Below are 16646 nucleotides of genomic sequence, written 5' to 3' on the forward strand. Positions count from 1 at the left end.
GTCGCCCCCGCCCCCAAGGCCGCGCCCGCGCCCGGCACGCGGCAGATGCTGGAGGAACAGGGCGCGCAGGCCGTTGCCGACTGGATGGCCGCGCAAAAACAACTGCTGATCACCGACACCACGATGCGTGACGGCCACCAGTCGCTGCTGGCGACGCGGATGCGGTCGATCGACATGATCCGCGTGGCGCCCAGCTATGCCGCCAACCTGCCGCAGTTGTTCAGCGTCGAATGCTGGGGCGGCGCGACTTTCGACGTGGCGTACCGCTTTTTGCAGGAATGCCCGTGGCAGCGGCTGCGCGACATCCGTGCCAAGATGCCGAACCTGATGACGCAGATGCTGCTGCGCGCCTCGAACGGGGTGGGCTATACGAATTATCCCGACAATGTGGTGCAGTTCTTTGTCAAACAGGCCGCAGAGACCGGGGTGGACGTGTTCCGCGTCTTTGACAGTCTGAACTGGGTCGAGAACATGCGCGTCGCCATGGATGCGGTGATCGACAGCGGCAAGATCTGCGAAGGCACGGTCTGTTACACCGGCAACATGCTGGACCCTGACCGGTCCAAATACGACCTGCAGTATTATTTGAAGACCGCGCAGGATCTGAAGGCCGCGGGCGCGCATGTGCTGGGGCTGAAGGATATGGCCGGGCTGCTGAAGCCGCCCGCCGCCCGCATCCTGATCAAGGCCCTGAAGGAAGAGGTCGGCCTGCCCATCCATTTCCACACCCATGACACCAGCGGCATGGGCGGCGCGACGATCCTGGCCGCGGCGGACGCGGGCGTCGATGCGGTCGATTGCGCGATGGATGCGCTGTCGGGCAACACCAGCCAGCCGACCTTGGGCAGCGTGGTCGAGGCGCTGGCCCTGACCTCTCGCGACACCGGTCTGGACATCGGCGCGGTCCGGGCGATCAGCAATTACTGGGAACGGGTCCGCGAAAGCTATGCCGCCTTCGAATCGGGCCTGCAATCGCCCGCCTCCGAGGTTTATCTGCACGAGATGCCCGGCGGGCAGTTCACCAACCTGAAATCGCAGGCGCGGTCGATGGGGCTGGAGGATCGCTGGCACGAGGTGGCGCAGGCCTATGCCGATGTGAACCGGATGTTCGGCGATATCGTCAAGGTCACGCCCAGTTCCAAGGTGGTGGGGGACATGGCGCTGATGATGGTGTCGCAGAACCTGACACCGGACGACGTGATGAACCCCGACCGCGACATGTCCTTCCCCGACAGCGTCGTGGACATGATGCGCGGCAATCTGGGCCAGCCCCCCGGCGGCTGGCCTCAGGCGATCCAGACCAAGGTGCTGAAGGGCGAAACCCCCATCACCGACCGCCCCGGCGCGCATCTGGACCCCGTCGATCTGGAAGAGGTCCGCGCAAAGCTGTCGGCAGAGCTGGACGGCAAGGCCATTGATGATGAGGATCTGAACGGATATCTGATGTATCCCAAGGTCTTTACCGATTACATGGCCCGCCACCAGACCTATGGCCCGGTCCGCACTTTGCCCACCCGCACCTTCTTTTACGGGATGGAGCCGGGGGACGAGATCAGCGTCGAGATCGATCCCGGCAAGACGCTGGAGATCCGCCTGCTGACCTTGGGCGAGACGGATGAGAAGGGCGAGATGAAGGTCTTTTTCGAACTGAACGGCCAGCCCCGTCAGGTCCGCGTGCCGAACCGCAAGGCCACCGGCGCACAGGCCGCCCGCCCCAAGGCGGATGCCGCCAATCCCGGCCATGTCGGCGCGCCGATGCCGGGCGTCGTGGCATCCGTGGGGGTGGCGCAGGGGCAGGCGGTCAAGCAGGGCGACCTGCTGCTGACGATCGAGGCGATGAAGATGGAAACCGGCCTGCATGCCGACCGCGACGGCACCATCACCGCCCTGCATGTCAGCCCCGGCCAGCAGATCGACGCCAAGGATCTGCTGGTCGAGATCGGATAGGAACAGGGGCCGGAGCGGCTTTGCGGCCGCTCCGGCCCCCTGGCGCGACGAATCGCCCGGCCGTCCGGGCAGGCCGCGCGGTGACGTCATCCTCTTGCCCGTCGGCTTGCGCTCTGATCCTTCCTGCCGCCCGCATGTCGGGCAATTGCAACAATTCGCCGCGCTTTGGGCGCGGAGCGCCCGTTGACCCCGGCACGCGCCGGGTCTAAACCGCAGACAGCCAACCCGTCGCGAGGTGAGCCGTGATCCCCGCGACCGACAAGGGGATCATTGCCCGTGGAAAACCTAGCGCAGGACTATCTGCCCGTTCTCGTCTTTGCGGGGATGGCTTCGGCCCTTGCCCTGATCCTGCTGCTGTCGGCGATGATCATCGCGGTGCGCAATCCGGACCCGGAAAAGGTCAGCTCTTATGAATCGGGTTTCAACCCGTTCGACGACGCGCGGATGAAATTCGACGTGCGGTTCTATCTGGTGGCGATCCTGTTCATCATCTTCGACCTCGAAGTGGCGTTCCTGTTTCCCTGGGCCGTCAGCTTTCAATACCTCAGCACCGGGGCCTTCTGGTCGATGATGGTGTTTCTGGGCGTGCTGACCGTGGGCTTTGCCTATGAGTGGAAGAAGGGGGCGCTGGAATGGGCGTGATGACCGGAGCCAATACCGCAGGCCCCGACCGCGAGGTCGCGACCGCGTCGTTGAACCGCGAATTGCAGGACAAGGGATTCCTGCTGACCACCACCGAAGACATCATCAACTGGGCGCGCAACGGCTCGCTGCACTGGATGACCTTCGGTCTGGCCTGCTGCGCGGTCGAGATGATGCAGGTGTCGATGCCGCGTTACGATCTGGAACGGTTCGGGACCGCGCCGCGCGCCTCCCCGCGCCAGTCGGATCTGATGATCGTGGCCGGAACGCTGACCAACAAGATGGCGCCCGCCCTGCGCAAGGTCTATGACCAGATGCCCGAGCCGCGCTATGTGATCAGCATGGGCAGCTGTGCGAATGGCGGCGGCTATTACCATTACAGCTATTCCGTGGTGCGCGGCTGTGACCGGATCGTGCCCGTGGACATCTATGTCCCCGGCTGCCCGCCGACCGCCGAGGCGCTTCTGTACGGCATCCTGCAACTTCAGCGCCGCATCCGGCGCACCGGCACGCTGGTGAGGTGATCATGACGCAGTATCAAGACACCGACGCGATGGACCAGCTGGCCGAGCATATCAAGCTGCGCCGCGCCAGCGAGGTGGTCGGCACCTCGGTCGCGCATGGCGAGCTGACCGTGACCGCCACGGCCAGCGGCATTCTGGACCTGATCGATTTTCTGCGCAGCGACAGTTCCTGCCGTTTTTCCACGCTGGTGGACATCACGGCGGTCGATTATCCGTCGCGCGCACAGCGCTTTGACGTGGTCTGGCATTTCCTGTCGATGTATCAGAACCACCGCATCCGCGTGAAGGTCGCCGTCCGCGAGGATGAGATGCTGCCGACGCTGACCGGCATCCACCCTTGCGCGAACTGGTTCGAACGCGAGATTTTCGACATGTTCGGCATTCTGTTCACCGGCCATCCCGACATGCGGCGCATCCTGACCGATTACGGGTTCTCGGGGCATCCTTTGCGCAAGGATTTCCCGACCACCGGCTATGTCGAGGTTCGTTATGACGATGCCGAAAAGCGCGTCGTCTATGAACCCGTCCGGCTGGTGCAGGAATACCGCCAGTTCGATTTTCTGTCCCCGTGGGAGGGTGTGCAATATGCCCTGCCCGGCGATGAAAAGGGGGCCGCGAAATGATGGACGGCGATATCCGCACCAACCACTATGACGACGGCAGCGAGGATTTGCTGACCGGCGAGCAGCGCATCCGCAATTTCAACATCAACTTTGGCCCTCAGCACCCGGCAGCCCATGGCGTGCTGCGTCTGGTGCTGGAGCTGGATGGCGAGATCGTCGAACGCGCCGACCCGCATATCGGATTGCTGCATCGCGGCACCGAAAAGCTGATGGAAAGCCGGACCTATCTGCAGAACCTGCCCTATTTCGACCGGCTGGATTACGTCTCGCCCATGAATCAGGAACATGCCTGGTGTCTGGCGATCGAGCGTCTGACCGGCACGCCCGTGCCGCGCCGCGCCAGCCTGATCAGGGTGCTGTTCTGCGAGGTGGGGCGCATTCTGAACCACCTGCTGGGCCTGACCACCGGCGCGCTGGACGTGGGCGCGCTGACGCCCCCCTTGTGGGGGTTCGAGGCGCGCGAGGATCTGATGATCTTTTACGAACGCGCCAGCGGCGCGCGTCTGCATGCGGCCTATTTCCGGCCCGGTGGCGTGCACCAGGATCTGACCCCCGATCTGCTGGACGATATGGAGGAATGGTGCGGCCGTTTCCCCAAGGTGCTGGACGATCTGGACACGCTGCTGACCGAAAACCGGATCTTCAAGCAGCGGCTGGTCGATATCGGCGTGGTCACCGAACAGCAGGCGCTGGATTGGGGCTTTTCGGGCGTGATGGTACGCGGATCGGGCATGGCCTGGGATCTGCGGCGCAGCCAGCCCTATGAATGCTATGACGAATTCGACTTCAAGATCCCGGTCGGCACGAATGGCGACTGCTATGACCGCTTCCTGTGCCGGATGCAGGAAATGCGCGAATCGACCAGCATCATGCTGCAGGCGATCGCCAAGCTGCGAGCCGAAGGGCCGGGCGAGGTGATGGCCCGGGGCAAGATGACGCCGCCCAAGCGCGCCGACATGAAACGCGACATGGAAAGCCTGATCCATCACTTCAAGCTGTATACCGAGGGCTTCCGCGTTCCGGCGGGCGAGGTCTATGCCGCGGTCGAGGCGCCCAAGGGCGAATTCGGCGTCTATCTGGTCAGCGACGGCACCAACAAACCCTATCGCGCGAAACTGCGCGCGCCGGGCTTTCTGCATCTTCAGGCGATGGACTGGATGGCCCGGGGCCATCTGCTGGCCGATGTGCCCGCGCTGATCGCCACCCAGGATATCGTTTTCGGAGAGGTCGACCGCTGATGCTGCGCCGCCTGCACCCCGTCCAGCCGGACAGCTTTGAATTCACGCCTGCGAACCTTGAATGGGCGCAGGCGCAGATCACCAAATACCCCGAGGGTCGCCAGCAATCGGCGATCATCCCGATCCTGTGGCGCGCGCAGGAACAGGAAGGCTGGCTGTCCCGTCCGGCCATCGAATATTGCGCCAGCCTGCTGGGCATCGCCTATATCCGGGCCTTGGAGGTCGCGACCTTCTATTTCATGTTCCAGCTGCAACCGGTCGGGACTGTCGCCAATATCCAGATCTGCGGCACCACGACCTGCATGATCTGCGGGGCCGAGGATCTGGTGGCGGTCTGCAAACGCAAGATCGCGCCCACCCCGCATACCCTGTCGGCGGATGGCAAGTTCAGCTGGGAAGAGGTCGAATGTCTGGGTGCCTGCGCCAATGCGCCGATGGCCCAGATCGGCAAGGATTATTACGAGGATCTGTCTGCCAACAGCCTTGAGGCGTTGATCGACCGCATGTCGGCGGGCGAGGTTCCGGTGCCGGGTCCGCAGACCGGGCGCTTTGCCTCCGAGCCCGCCTCGGGGCTGACCAGCCTGCTGGCGGCCAAGGGCGGCGAGGCGGCGAATGCCAGCGTCGCGCTGGCCTCGGATCTGGGGGAAACCCTGAAGCGGATCGACGGGACCGAGGTGCCGATCCTGACCAAATGGCGCCGCAACCCGCTGGCGGCCAGCGATGATCAGACCGGCATCGACACCGCCCCCGAGGTCGAGCCGCGCCCCTCGGACGGCGCCCCTGCCGATGCGACGGGCGTGACCGAACAAGAGGCGCAGGCCAGTTCTGCCGGGCGCCCGGTGTCAAAGCGCGAACCTGCCAATGTGCGGGCGGATGAGACGGATGCCGTGACGGGCAAAGATCAGGACTGACCCGGGCAGGGTCGACGGTGCAGAAAAAGGATGGCCGCGATGCAAGGTGCAAGCAAACTGACCGCAGCAGGCGCCGCAGTGCTGGTGTTTCTGGGCCTGACCCTGTCCGGCATTGCCGGGTGGCTGGTGGCGCTGGTCGTGGCAGCGTTAGTGGGTGGTCTGCTGATGGGCTTTCTGCGCGGCAAGGCGGCGCCCGCCACCATCCGCAACGAGCCCGAGCTGCGCCGGGTCGAACCCGTGGCCACGCCGGTCGTGCGGCACGAGACCGCTGCGGCGCCGGTCCCGGCGCCTGTGATGGATCAGTCCCCGGCCATTGATCAGGCCCCCGTCGACGATCAGGCCCCGACCATTGATCATGGCCGGCACGATGACAGCGATGCGGCCTCGCGCCCGCCGCTGTTCTCAGCCCCCGGCTTTGGCGATGCCGCGCCCGAGGTCGCCCGTTTTTCGGCAGCCGAGCGTCGGATCGCGCCCTCGGGCGATGCCGTTCCGGCCCCCGTGCAGCGTGACATCCCCGAGGCCGCGCGCAGCATCTATGGCGATGCGGTGCCGGATGCGGTCGCTAACCCGGACCCGGTGGCAGAAGCCATGGCAGACGACGTCACGCCCCAGCAGCCCGACGATGTCCAGCCGGTGCAGCCTGCCGCGACCGTCCGGACGGCGGCCAACCAGACTGGCGCACCGGACAAGCTGCGCGCCATGCGGGGGCTTGGCCTGCCGATCGAGAAATCGCTGCATGCCGCTGGCGTGACGCAGTATGAACAGATCGCGGCCTGGGACGATGCCGAGATCGACCGCGTCGCAGCCCAGATCGGCTATGCGGCCGGGCGCATCCGGGCCAGCAATTGGGTCGGTCAGGCGCAGGTGCTGGCCGAACGCAAACGCGCAGGCACGGCACGATGACGGCGCCCGATCGCGATGCAAGACAGATGCGGCTGGTGGCGATCGTGATCGCCGTCGCCATGCTGGGCTGGCTTGCGATACAGGCGATCGGACGGGAATATGACTGGGCGGCGCAGTGGGCCTTTCTGGCCGACCTTGCCGCCATCGGTGCTTTTGTCTGGTCGCTGATCGTGACCTGGCGTATCTGGCGGCGCAGGAATGCGTGACGCCGGGAATAAGGGATTTGACGGATGCTGAAAGACCAGGATCGCATTTTCACCAACCTTTACGGGATGGGCGACCGCAGCCTGAAGGGCGCGCAGGCGCGCGGCCATTGGGACGGCACTGCCGAAATCCTCGGGCGTGGACGCGATAAGATCGTCGAACAGATGAAGGCCTCGGGCCTGCGCGGACGGGGCGGGGCGGGCTTTCCGACCGGCCTGAAATGGTCCTTCATGCCCAAAGAATCCGATGGGCGGCCGTCCTATCTGGTCATCAATGCCGACGAATCCGAACCCGCGACCTGCAAGGACCGCGAGATCATGCGTCATGATCCGCATACCCTGATCGAAGGCGCGCTGATCGCCAGCTTCGCGATGAACGCCCATGCCTGCTATATCTATCTGCGCGGCGAATATATCCGCGAGAAAGAGGCCCTGCAGGCGGCCATCGATGAATGCTATGATGCGGGGATGCTGGGCGCGAATGCGGCGGGCTCGGGCTGGGAGTTCGATCTGTATCTGCATCACGGCGCCGGCGCCTATATCTGCGGCGAGGAAACCGCGCTGCTGGAAAGCCTTGAGGGCAAGAAGGGCATGCCCCGGATGAAGCCGCCCTTCCCGGCGGGCGCCGGCCTTTATGGCTGCCCGACCACGGTGAACAATGTCGAATCCATCGCCGTCGTGCCGACGATCCTGCGGCGCGGCCCGGAATGGTTCGCGGGTTTTGGCCGTCCCAACAATGCGGGCGTCAAGCTGTTCGGTCTGACCGGCCATATCAACACCCCCTGCGTCATCGAGGAGTCCATGTCGATTCCGATGAAAGAGCTGATCGACAAGCATGGCGGCGGCATCCGGGGCGGGTGGAAGAACCTCAAGGCGATCATCCCCGGCGGCGCCTCCTGCCCGGTGCTGACTGCGGAACAGTGCGAAAACGCCATCATGGATTACGACGGCATGCGAGAGCTGAAATCCAGCTTTGGCACCGGCTGCATGATCGTGATGGATCAGTCGACCGACGTCATCAAGGCGATCTGGCGGCTGTCGGCTTTTTTCAAACACGAAAGCTGCGGGCAATGCACGCCCTGCCGCGAGGGCACAGGCTGGATGATGCGCGTCATGCACCGTCTGGTCACCGGAGAGGCCGAGGTCGAGGAAATCGACATGCTGCTGGACGTGACCAAACAGGTCGAGGGTCACACGATCTGCGCCCTGGGCGATGCCGCCGCATGGCCCATCCAGGGCCTGATCCGCAATTTCCGCGGCGAGATCGAGGATCGGCTGAAGGCCAAGAAGACCGGGCGCATGGGCGCGCTGGCCGCAGAATGATCGCAGGCGCGGCATATCACGGGGCCCGCACGGGCTCGTGTCGGGCAAAGCGCCCGGCGCATGGTTATGTGGAAACACATCACCATGCAAAGGATCGTGCCATGTTTCGCCCCCTGATCGTCGCTGCCCTGCTGGCTGCCACCCCTGCTGCCGCGCTGGAACCTCTGTCATCCGAGGCTTACGTCAACGACCGCCTTGTGCAGGCCCGCGTGGCCGATCTTGTTCGTCGCGCCTGTCCGACCATCGACGCGCGGCTGGTCCGCGCCTTTAACGAGGCGCGGGCGCTGAAACGCTATGCCCGCGACAAGGGCTATTCCGAGGCGCAGATCGACGCGTTTCTGGACAGCCGTCCCGACCGGCAACGGATTTATGCACAGGCCGACCGCTATATGGTCGAACGCGGCGTCGTGAACGGCGATCCGCAGACATTCTGCCGCCTCGGGCGGGACGAAATCGCACGGAAGACGGTCGCGGGATCGTTGCTGAGTGCCAGGTAAGGAACACATCATGGCCGAACTGCGGACAATCAAGATCGACGGGACCGAGATCGCGGTCGATCCCAACCTGACGCTGATCCAGGCCTGCGAACAGGCCGGGATCGAGATTCCGCGTTTCTGCTATCACGAGCGGCTGTCCATCGCGGGCAATTGCCGGATGTGTCTGGTCGAAGTCGTGGGCGGCCCCCCCAAGCCCGCCGCAAGCTGCGCGATGCAGGTCAAGGATCTGCGGCCCGGCCCCGAAGGTGCGCCGTCGGAAATCCGCACCAACAGCCCGATGGTCAAGAAGGCCCGCGAGGGCGTGATGGAATTCCTGCTGATCAACCATCCGCTGGATTGCCCGATCTGCGATCAGGGCGGCGAATGCGACCTGCAGGATCAGGCGATGGCCTATGGCGTCGATTTCAGCCGCTATCGCGAACCCAAGCGCGCGTCCGAGGAACTGAATCTGGGTCCGCTGGTCGAAACCCACATGACCCGCTGCATCAGCTGCACCCGTTGCGTGCGCTTCACCAGCGAGGTCGCGGGCATCAGCCAGATGGGCCAGACCGGACGCGGCGAGGACAGCGAGATCACCAGCTATCTGAACCAGACACTGGCCTCGAACCTGCAGGGCAATATCATCGATCTCTGCCCGGTTGGCGCGCTGGTCAGCAAACCCTATGCCTTTACCGCCCGCCCGTGGGAGCTGTCCAAGACCGAGACGATCGACGTGATGGACGCCCTTGGTAGTGCGATCCGCGTGGACACCAAGGGGCGCGAAGTGATGCGCATCCTGCCGCGCAACCATGATGGCGTGAACGAGGAATGGATCAGCGACAAGACCCGCTTTGTCTGGGACGGGTTGCGCCGCCAGCGGCTGGACCAGCCCTATCTGCGTGAAAACGGACGCCTGCGCCCGGCCACATGGCCCGAGGCGCTGGCCGCCGCCGCCACCGCGATGCAGGGCAAGAAACTGGCCGGTCTGGTCGGCGATCTGGCCCCTGTCGAAGCCGCCTTCAGCCTCAAGACCCTGATCGAGGGTCTGGGCGGTTCGGTCGAATGCCGCACCGATGGCGCCAAACTGCCCGAGGGCAACCGCGCGGCCTATGTCGGTACCGCGACCATTGCCGATATCGACACCGCCGAGATGATCCAGCTGATCGGCACCAATCCCCGCGACGAGGCACCGGTCCTGAACGCCCGCCTGCGCCGTGCTTGGACGCGCGGGGCGCAGATCGCGCTGGTCGGCGAGGCGGTCGATCTGACCTATGATTACCACCATGTCGGCACGGACCGGGCGGCGCTGGAAAGCCTGTCTTCGCGCCAGATCAGCGACGAGACGCGCGAGACACCCTCGCTGGTGATCGTGGGGCAGGGGGCGCTGCGCGAGGCCGATGGCGCCGCTGTTCTGGCCCATGCGATCAAGCTGGCGGAAAACAGCAACTCCAAGCTGCTGATCCTGCACACCGCCGCCGGGCGCGTGGGCGCCATGGATGTGGGTGCGGTGACGCAAGGCGGCATGACGGCGGCGCTGGACGGCGCGCAGGTCATCTTCAATCTGGGCGCCGACGAGGTCGAGATCGCGGCAGGCCCGACGGTCATCTATCAGGGCAGCCATGGCGACCGGGGCGCGCATCGTGCCGACATCATCCTGCCCGCCGCCTGTTATACCGAGGAGCAGGGCCTGTTCGTGAACACCGAGGGCCGGCCGCAGCTTGCGCTGCGCGCCAATTTCGCGCCGGGCGAGGCCAAGGAAAACTGGGCCATCCTGCGCGCCTTGTCCGGCGAGCTGGGCCGGACCCTGCCGTGGGACAGTCTGGCGCAACTGCGTCGCAAGATGGTCGAGGCTGTGCCGCATCTGGCCCGCATCGACCAGATCTCCGAAAATCAGGGGGCGGCGCTGCCCTTGGCCGATCTGGGGCGGGCCAGCTTTGTGAACCCGGTCCGCGATTTCTATCTGACCAACCCGATCGCACGGTCCTCGCCCTTGATGGGCGAGCTGTCGCGGATGGCAGCGGGGCGCCATGCGCCCGCGCTGGCGGCGGAATGATGGCCATGCGCACATCACGGATCCTGACGACGGCGTCGGCCCTTGGCGCCCTTCTGGTGCTGCCCGGCTGTTTCATGGGCGAGGGCACCGGCACCGCGCGCCCCAGTGCCGCCCCGGTGGCGATGGCCCCGGGCGCGGCGGGCGACGGTCGGCTTGGCCGGGCGCGGGTCTCGACCCAATCGGGCGAGATCCTGATTCTGGAAGAGGACGGCTCGGTCACCACGATGGATCTGGACAGCCCCGGCGGTCGCGATGCCTTCGAGGTCAGCGAGGCCGATCTGGCCGCGTTGAACGCCAATCTGGATCTGGATTTCGGCGGACTGGTCGCCGCCAACCGGCCCCGCGAAAAGACCGCGCAGGAAAAGGCGCTGGAGGCTTTTGCAGCCCTCAGCCGCCCCGCTTTGCCGGTTCTGGCCGAAGGGACCGAGATCGACCCCGAGAGTTTCATCGCCGTCAAGGTCGATGCCCTGAACAGCGGCGCCGGGGCCGATCTGGTCGAGGTGACTGCCAATCTGCGGCAGGGGGTGGACGCGGACATCGCGTTTTCGTATGCCACCTGCGCATTGGCCGGTTGGGCCCGGGACAACGGCAACCCCTACGGCAGGCATATCCGCACGCTGCAGGCCGAACGCAACGGCAAGCTGCTGATCGGATCGGCCTTTCTTTTGTCGGATGACAGGCCGTTGGGACTGCGGGTGATGGAAACGGAAGAGACCCTGCGCGAATGCGGGGCACGCGGCATTCCCGCGGCGTAGGGCAAAGGTACGGGCATCATGGCTGATTTTTGGGCATCCTCATGGGGCATCGCGATCATCCTGCTGGCGCAGGGTCTGGCGCTGATCGTCTTTGTCATGCTGTCGCTGGTCTATATGGTCTATGGCGACCGCAAGATCTGGGCCGCCGTGCAGATGCGGCGCGGCCCCAACGTGGTCGGGCCATGGGGCATCCTGCAGACCTTCGCCGATGCGCTGAAATTCGTGGTCAAGGAAATCGTCGTGCCTGCCGGGGCCGACAAGTTCGTCTTTTTCCTGGCGCCCTTCCTGTCGATGATGCTGGCGCTGCTTGCCTTCGTGGCGATTCCCTTTGCGCCGGGCTGGGTGATGGCCGACATCAACGTGGGCATCCTGTTCATCTTTGCGGTCTCCTCGCTTGAGGTTTATGGCGTGATCATGGGGGGCTGGGCGTCCAACTCGAAATTCCCGTTCCTGGGATCGCTGCGCTCCGCCGCACAGATGATTTCCTACGAGGTCAGCCTGGGCCTGATCATCATCGGCATCGTCATCTCGGCGGGTTCGATGAACCTGTCGGCCATCGTCGACGCGCAAAGCGGCGCGGGGCTGCTGTCATGGTTCTGGCTGCCGCATTTTCCGATGCTGGTGCTGTTCTTCGTCTCGGCACTGGCCGAGACCAACCGCCCGCCCTTCGATCTGCCCGAGGCGGAATCGGAGCTGGTCGCGGGCTTCATGACCGAATATTCGTCCACCCCTTACCTTCTGTTCATGGCCGGCGAGTATATCGCCATGTGGCTGATGTGCGCCCTGATCAGCCTGCTGTTCTTCGGCGGCTGGCTGTCGCCCATCCCCGGCCTGCCGGACGGGGCGATCTGGATGTTCCTGAAGATGGTCTTCTGGTTCTTCATGTTCGCCATGGTGAAGGCGATCGTGCCGCGCTATCGCTATGATCAGCTGATGCGTATCGGCTGGAAGGTCTTCCTGCCGCTGTCACTGGGCTGGGTTGTGATCGTGGCGTTCCTTGCGAAATTCGAAGTCTTCGGGACCTTCTGGGCCCGTTGGGCAGGAGTGTAACAGATGGCTTTCGACGTTGTCCGCGCCACCAAATACTTCCTGATGGTGGATTTCATCAAAGGGTTCGGTCTGGGGATGCGCTATTTCTTCGCCCCCAAGGCCACGATCAACTATCCCCATGAAAAAGGGCCGCTGTCGCCGCGCTTCCGGGGTGAGCACGCGCTGCGCCGTTATCCCAATGGCGAGGAACGCTGCATCGCCTGCAAACTGTGCGAGGCGATCTGCCCTGCGCAGGCGATCACCATCGATGCCGAACCCCGCGATGACGGCTCGCGCCGCACGACGCGCTATGACATCGACATGACGAAATGCATCTATTGCGGTTTCTGTCAGGAGGCTTGCCCGGTCGATGCCATCGTCGAGGGGCCGAATTTCGAATTCGCCACCGAAACGCGCGAGGAGCTGTTCTACGACAAGGCCAAGCTGCTGGATAACGGCGCCCGGTGGGAATCGGAAATCGCCCGCAACCTTGCCATGGATGCGCCCTACAGATGACCGATCCGTTCACCAAGATGTTTCAGCAGATGCTGAGCCAGGGCCAGGAAATGGCCCGCACCTTCAACCCCGCGCTGGAGCATTTCGACCTGAAGGCGGTCGAAAAGATGTTCCCGACCATGCCCGCGGACATGCTGGAGATGTGGTTCGGCAAGACCTTCAACCGCGAGGGGCTTGATGCCCGCACCCGCCTGCTGGTGACCGTCGCCGCAATGACGGTGCAGGGCGCACTTGCAGAGCCGCAGCTGCGTCTGACCATCCGCCACGCCATTCAGGCAGGCGCCACACCGCGAGAGATCGCCGAGGTGATCTATCAGATGGGGATGTTCGGCGGCCTTCCCGCGATGCAGAAGGCGCTGGAGATCGCGCAGGGCGTCTTTGCCGAATCCGAAGGGAAGTCCCCGACATGATGACCTTTGCCTTTTATCTGTTCGCCATTTCGGTCTGTACCGCAGGGTTCATGGTCGTGCTGGCGCGCAACCCGGTCCATTCGGTGCTGTGGCTGATCCTGGCCTTTCTGTCGGCGGCGGGCCTGTTCGTGCTTCTGGGCGCGGAATTCGTGGCCATGCTGCTGGTCATCGTCTATGTCGGCGCGGTTGCGGTGCTGTTCCTGTTCGTCGTGATGATGCTGGATGTCGATTTTGGCAATCTCAAGGGCGAATTTGCCCGCTATCTGCCGCTGGCGGGGCTGATCGCACTGGTTCTGCTGGCGCAGCTGGCCATCGCCTATGGCGCATGGGAAAGCAGCGATCAGTCGGCGACGCTGCGATCGGTGCCGATGGTGGCCGATCAGGTCAATACGAACGCGATCGGTCTGGTGCTTTATGACCGCTATATCCTGCCGTTCCAGATCGCGGGGCTGATCCTGCTGGTCGCGATGATCGGCGCGATCACCCTGACCATGCGTCACCGCAAGGACATCAAGCGTCAGGACGTCGTTGCCCAGATGCACCGCGATCCGGCCAAGGCCATGCAGCTGCGCGACGTCAAGCCGGGGCAGGGGCTTTAAGGCCCCCGCCCAAGCCAACAGAATATCAACGGGTGCGCGAAAGCCCTGAGGGACGTAAGACGATGATCGGACTGACACATTACCTTGTCGTGGGGGCGATCCTGTTCGTCGCCGGGATCTTCGGCATCTTCGTGAACCGAAAGAACGTCATCGTCATCCTGATGTCGATCGAGCTGATGCTGCTGGCCGTCAACATCAACTTTGTCGCCTTCTCGGCGCATCTGGGGGATCTGGCCGGACAGGTCTTTACCCTGTTCATCCTGACCGTCGCCGCCGCCGAGGCCGCCATCGGGCTGGCCATTTTGGTCGTCTTCTTCCGCAACCGTGGCACGATCGCGGTGGAAGATGTCAACGTGATGAAGGGGTAAGGCCATGCTGCAATTCATCCTGTTCGCGCCCCTTCTGGGCGCGCTGATCGCGGGCTTTGGCTGGCGCCTGATCGGCGAACGCGGTGCACAGATCCTGACCACGGCCATCCTTTTCGCCGCCGCCGCCCTGTCCTGGTTGGTGTTCCTTGGCTTTGACGGGCAGCTGCGTCAGGTTCCGGTCATGGACTGGATCGTCTCGGGCGATTTCACCAGCGAATGGGCGATCCGGCTGGACCGGTTGACCGCCATCATGCTGGTCGTGATCAACTCGGTCTCGGCTCTGGTTCACCTGTATTCTTTCGGCTACATGGCGCATGACGAGAATTTCTCGGATGACGAGCCCTATCGCGCCCGGTTCTTCGCCTATTTGTCCTTCTTCACCTTCTCGATGCTGATGCTGGTGACGGCCGACAACCTGCTGCAGATGTTCTTTGGCTGGGAGGGCGTGGGCGTCGCTTCCTATCTGCTGATCGGTTTCTATTTCAAGAAACAGTCGGCGGGTGCTGCCGCCATGAAGGCGTTCATCGTCAACCGCGTCGGCGATTTCGGCTTTCTGCTGGGGATCTTCGGCCTCTGGTGGATGACCGGCACGATCCAGTTCGATGAGCTGTGGGCCCAGGTTCCGATGCTGGCCGAGACGCAGATGACCTTCCTGTGGCGCGACTGGAATGCCGCCAATGTGTTGGCGATCCTGCTGTTCATCGGGGCGATGGGCAAATCGGCGCAGCTGTTCCTGCACACGTGGCTGCCCGATGCGATGGAGGGGCCGACGCCTGTTTCGGCGCTGATCCACGCGGCCACGATGGTCACGGCGGGCGTGTTTCTGGTCTGCCGCATGTCGCCGCTGTATGAATTCGCGCCCGAAGCCAAGATGTTCATCGTCTATATCGGCGCGACCACCGCATTTTTTGCCGCGACCGTGGGTCTGGTGCAGAACGACATCAAGCGCGTGATCGCCTATTCGACCTGTTCGCAGCTGGGCTATATGTTCGTGGCGGCGGGGGTCGGTGTCTATTCGGTCGCAATGTTCCACCTGCTGACCCATGCTTTTTTCAAGGCGATGCTGTTCCTGGGCGCCGGTTCGGTGATCCATGCGATGCATCATGAACAGGACATGCGCAATTACGGCGGCTTGCGGAAAAAGATCCCGCTGACCTTTGCCGCGATGATGATCGGCACGCTGGCCATCACCGGCGTCGGCATTCCGCTGACCCATATCGGCTTTGCGGGCTTCCTGTCCAAGGATGCGGTGATCGAAAGCGCCTATGTCGGCAGCACCTATGCCTTCTGGATGCTGGTGATTGCGGCGCTGATGACCAGCTTTTACAGCTGGCGGCTGATGTTCATGACGTTCTTTGGCACGCCGCGCGGCGATCACCATGCGCATGGCCATGCTCATGAAAGCCCGCGCGTGATGACCGCACCGCTGGTCGTGCTGGCCTTTGGCTCGATCTTTGCGGGGATGATCTGGTATAACAGCTTCTTCGAGGAAGAGGGCGTGCAAAGCTTCTTCGGCCTGCCCGTGGCCGAAGCCGAGCATGCGACCGAAGGCGCCGCCGACGGAACCGAGGCCCTTGCGACCGACGCCCCGGCCGGAGAGGCTGCCCCTGCTGATGCAGGCCATGCAGCCGCAGATGCGGCCGAGGGCGGCATCCGGACCGAGGGCGTCACCGTGGGGCAGGGCGCCATCTATATGCATCCCGACAATCATGTCATGCATGACGCCCATTACGTCCCGGCCTGGGTCAAGGTCTCACCCTTCGTGGCGATGCTGATCGGGTTCGGACTGGCCTGGCTGATGTATATCCGCCGTCCCGAACTGCCCGGCCAGCTGGCCGCCCAGCAGCGGGGGCTGTATCAGTTCCTGCTGAACAAGTGGTATTTCGATCAGGCCTATGACGCGATCTTTGTGCGCCCGGCGCGCTGGATCGGCGCCAGCCTGTGGACGCGCGGCGACGGAGCCGTTATCGACGGCGCCATCAACGGGCTGGCTTTGGGAATCATCCCGCGCCTGACCCGCTTTGCCGGGCGGGTGCAGTCGGGCTATCTGTTCCATTATGCCTTCGCGATGGTTCTGGGCATCGTGGGCTTGCTGATCTGGGTGATGATGCGGGGCGCGCAATAAC

The 16646-nt window shown here is 64.0% G+C and carries 18 protein-coding genes; all 18 read left to right on the forward strand.

Annotation, left to right across the window (positions count from 1 at the left end):
- The coding region (locus tag EG885_RS15855; RefSeq protein WP_131576368.1) for a pyruvate carboxylase at positions 1-1947 on the forward strand (1947 nt) is incomplete at its 5' end.
- Positions 1948-2271: 324 nt separating this feature from the next.
- Positions 2272-2589 (forward strand): NADH-quinone oxidoreductase subunit A, encoded by a 318-nt coding sequence (ndhC, locus tag EG885_RS15860; RefSeq protein WP_379107531.1) that lies wholly within the window; start codon positions 2272-2274, stop codon positions 2587-2589.
- Positions 2580-3113: a NuoB/complex I 20 kDa subunit family protein gene (locus tag EG885_RS15865; RefSeq protein ID WP_131576372.1), complete on the forward strand. Its 534-nt coding sequence runs from the start codon at positions 2580-2582 to the stop codon at positions 3111-3113. Before ndhC ends, EG885_RS15865 begins: the two co-directional genes overlap by 10 nt.
- Positions 3114-3115: 2 nt before the next feature.
- A complete protein-coding gene (locus EG885_RS15870) occupies positions 3116-3736 on the forward strand; it encodes an NADH-quinone oxidoreductase subunit C (RefSeq protein WP_131576374.1) in 621 nt (206 codons plus the stop codon).
- On the forward strand, positions 3733-4974 hold the full coding sequence (locus EG885_RS15875) for an NADH-quinone oxidoreductase subunit D (RefSeq protein WP_131576376.1): 1242 nt from the start codon (positions 3733-3735) through the stop codon (positions 4972-4974). Before EG885_RS15870 ends, EG885_RS15875 begins: the two co-directional genes overlap by 4 nt.
- Entirely contained in the window at positions 4974-5885 is a 912-nt protein-coding gene (nuoE, locus tag EG885_RS15880) for an NADH-quinone oxidoreductase subunit NuoE (RefSeq protein ID WP_131576378.1), read from the forward strand. The genes EG885_RS15875 and nuoE overlap by 1 nt, the downstream gene beginning before the upstream one ends.
- Before the next feature lie 39 nt (positions 5886-5924).
- A complete protein-coding gene (locus EG885_RS15885) occupies positions 5925-6788 on the forward strand; it encodes a hypothetical protein (RefSeq protein ID WP_131576380.1) in 864 nt (287 codons plus the stop codon).
- Positions 6785-6994 carry a DUF5337 domain-containing protein gene (locus tag EG885_RS15890; protein WP_131576382.1) on the forward strand — a complete coding sequence of 70 codons (210 nt, stop codon included), beginning with the start codon at positions 6785-6787 and terminating at the stop codon, positions 6992-6994. The genes EG885_RS15885 and EG885_RS15890 overlap by 4 nt, the downstream gene beginning before the upstream one ends.
- A 24-nt stretch (positions 6995-7018) precedes the next feature.
- A complete protein-coding gene (nuoF, locus tag EG885_RS15895) occupies positions 7019-8314 on the forward strand; it encodes an NADH-quinone oxidoreductase subunit NuoF (protein ID WP_131576384.1) in 1296 nt (431 codons plus the stop codon).
- 101 nt (positions 8315-8415) lie between these two features.
- Positions 8416-8811 (forward strand): DUF5333 domain-containing protein, encoded by a 396-nt coding sequence (locus tag EG885_RS15900; protein WP_131576386.1) that lies wholly within the window; start codon positions 8416-8418, stop codon positions 8809-8811.
- Between the two features lie 10 nt (positions 8812-8821).
- Positions 8822-10843 (forward strand): NADH-quinone oxidoreductase subunit NuoG, encoded by a 2022-nt coding sequence (nuoG, locus tag EG885_RS15905; protein ID WP_131576388.1) that lies wholly within the window; start codon positions 8822-8824, stop codon positions 10841-10843.
- 5 nt (positions 10844-10848) lie between these two features.
- Positions 10849-11598: a hypothetical protein gene (locus EG885_RS15910; protein ID WP_131576390.1), complete on the forward strand. Its 750-nt coding sequence runs from the start codon at positions 10849-10851 to the stop codon at positions 11596-11598.
- Between the two features lie 18 nt (positions 11599-11616).
- Positions 11617-12648: an NADH-quinone oxidoreductase subunit NuoH gene (gene nuoH / locus EG885_RS15915; RefSeq protein WP_131576392.1), complete on the forward strand. Its 1032-nt coding sequence runs from the start codon at positions 11617-11619 to the stop codon at positions 12646-12648.
- Positions 12649-12651: 3 nt separating this feature from the next.
- A complete protein-coding gene (gene nuoI / locus EG885_RS15920; protein ID WP_131576394.1) occupies positions 12652-13143 on the forward strand; it encodes an NADH-quinone oxidoreductase subunit NuoI in 492 nt (163 codons plus the stop codon).
- On the forward strand, positions 13140-13553 hold the full coding sequence (locus EG885_RS15925) for a carboxymuconolactone decarboxylase family protein (protein ID WP_131576396.1): 414 nt from the start codon (positions 13140-13142) through the stop codon (positions 13551-13553). The genes nuoI and EG885_RS15925 overlap by 4 nt, the downstream gene beginning before the upstream one ends.
- Entirely contained in the window at positions 13550-14152 is a 603-nt protein-coding gene (locus EG885_RS15930) for an NADH-quinone oxidoreductase subunit J (protein ID WP_131576398.1), read from the forward strand. The genes EG885_RS15925 and EG885_RS15930 overlap by 4 nt, the downstream gene beginning before the upstream one ends.
- 62 nt (positions 14153-14214) lie before the next feature.
- Positions 14215-14520 (forward strand): NADH-quinone oxidoreductase subunit NuoK, encoded by a 306-nt coding sequence (gene nuoK / locus EG885_RS15935; protein ID WP_131576401.1) that lies wholly within the window; start codon positions 14215-14217, stop codon positions 14518-14520.
- Positions 14521-14524: 4 nt separating this feature from the next.
- Positions 14525-16645, forward strand: a complete 2121-nt coding sequence (gene nuoL / locus EG885_RS15940; protein WP_131576404.1) for an NADH-quinone oxidoreductase subunit L — start codon at positions 14525-14527, stop codon at positions 16643-16645.
- Position 16646: the final 1 nt, after the last annotated feature.

This window comes from Paracoccus nototheniae (assembly GCF_004335005.1).
Lineage (GTDB): Bacteria > Pseudomonadota > Alphaproteobacteria > Rhodobacterales > Rhodobacteraceae > Paracoccus > Paracoccus nototheniae.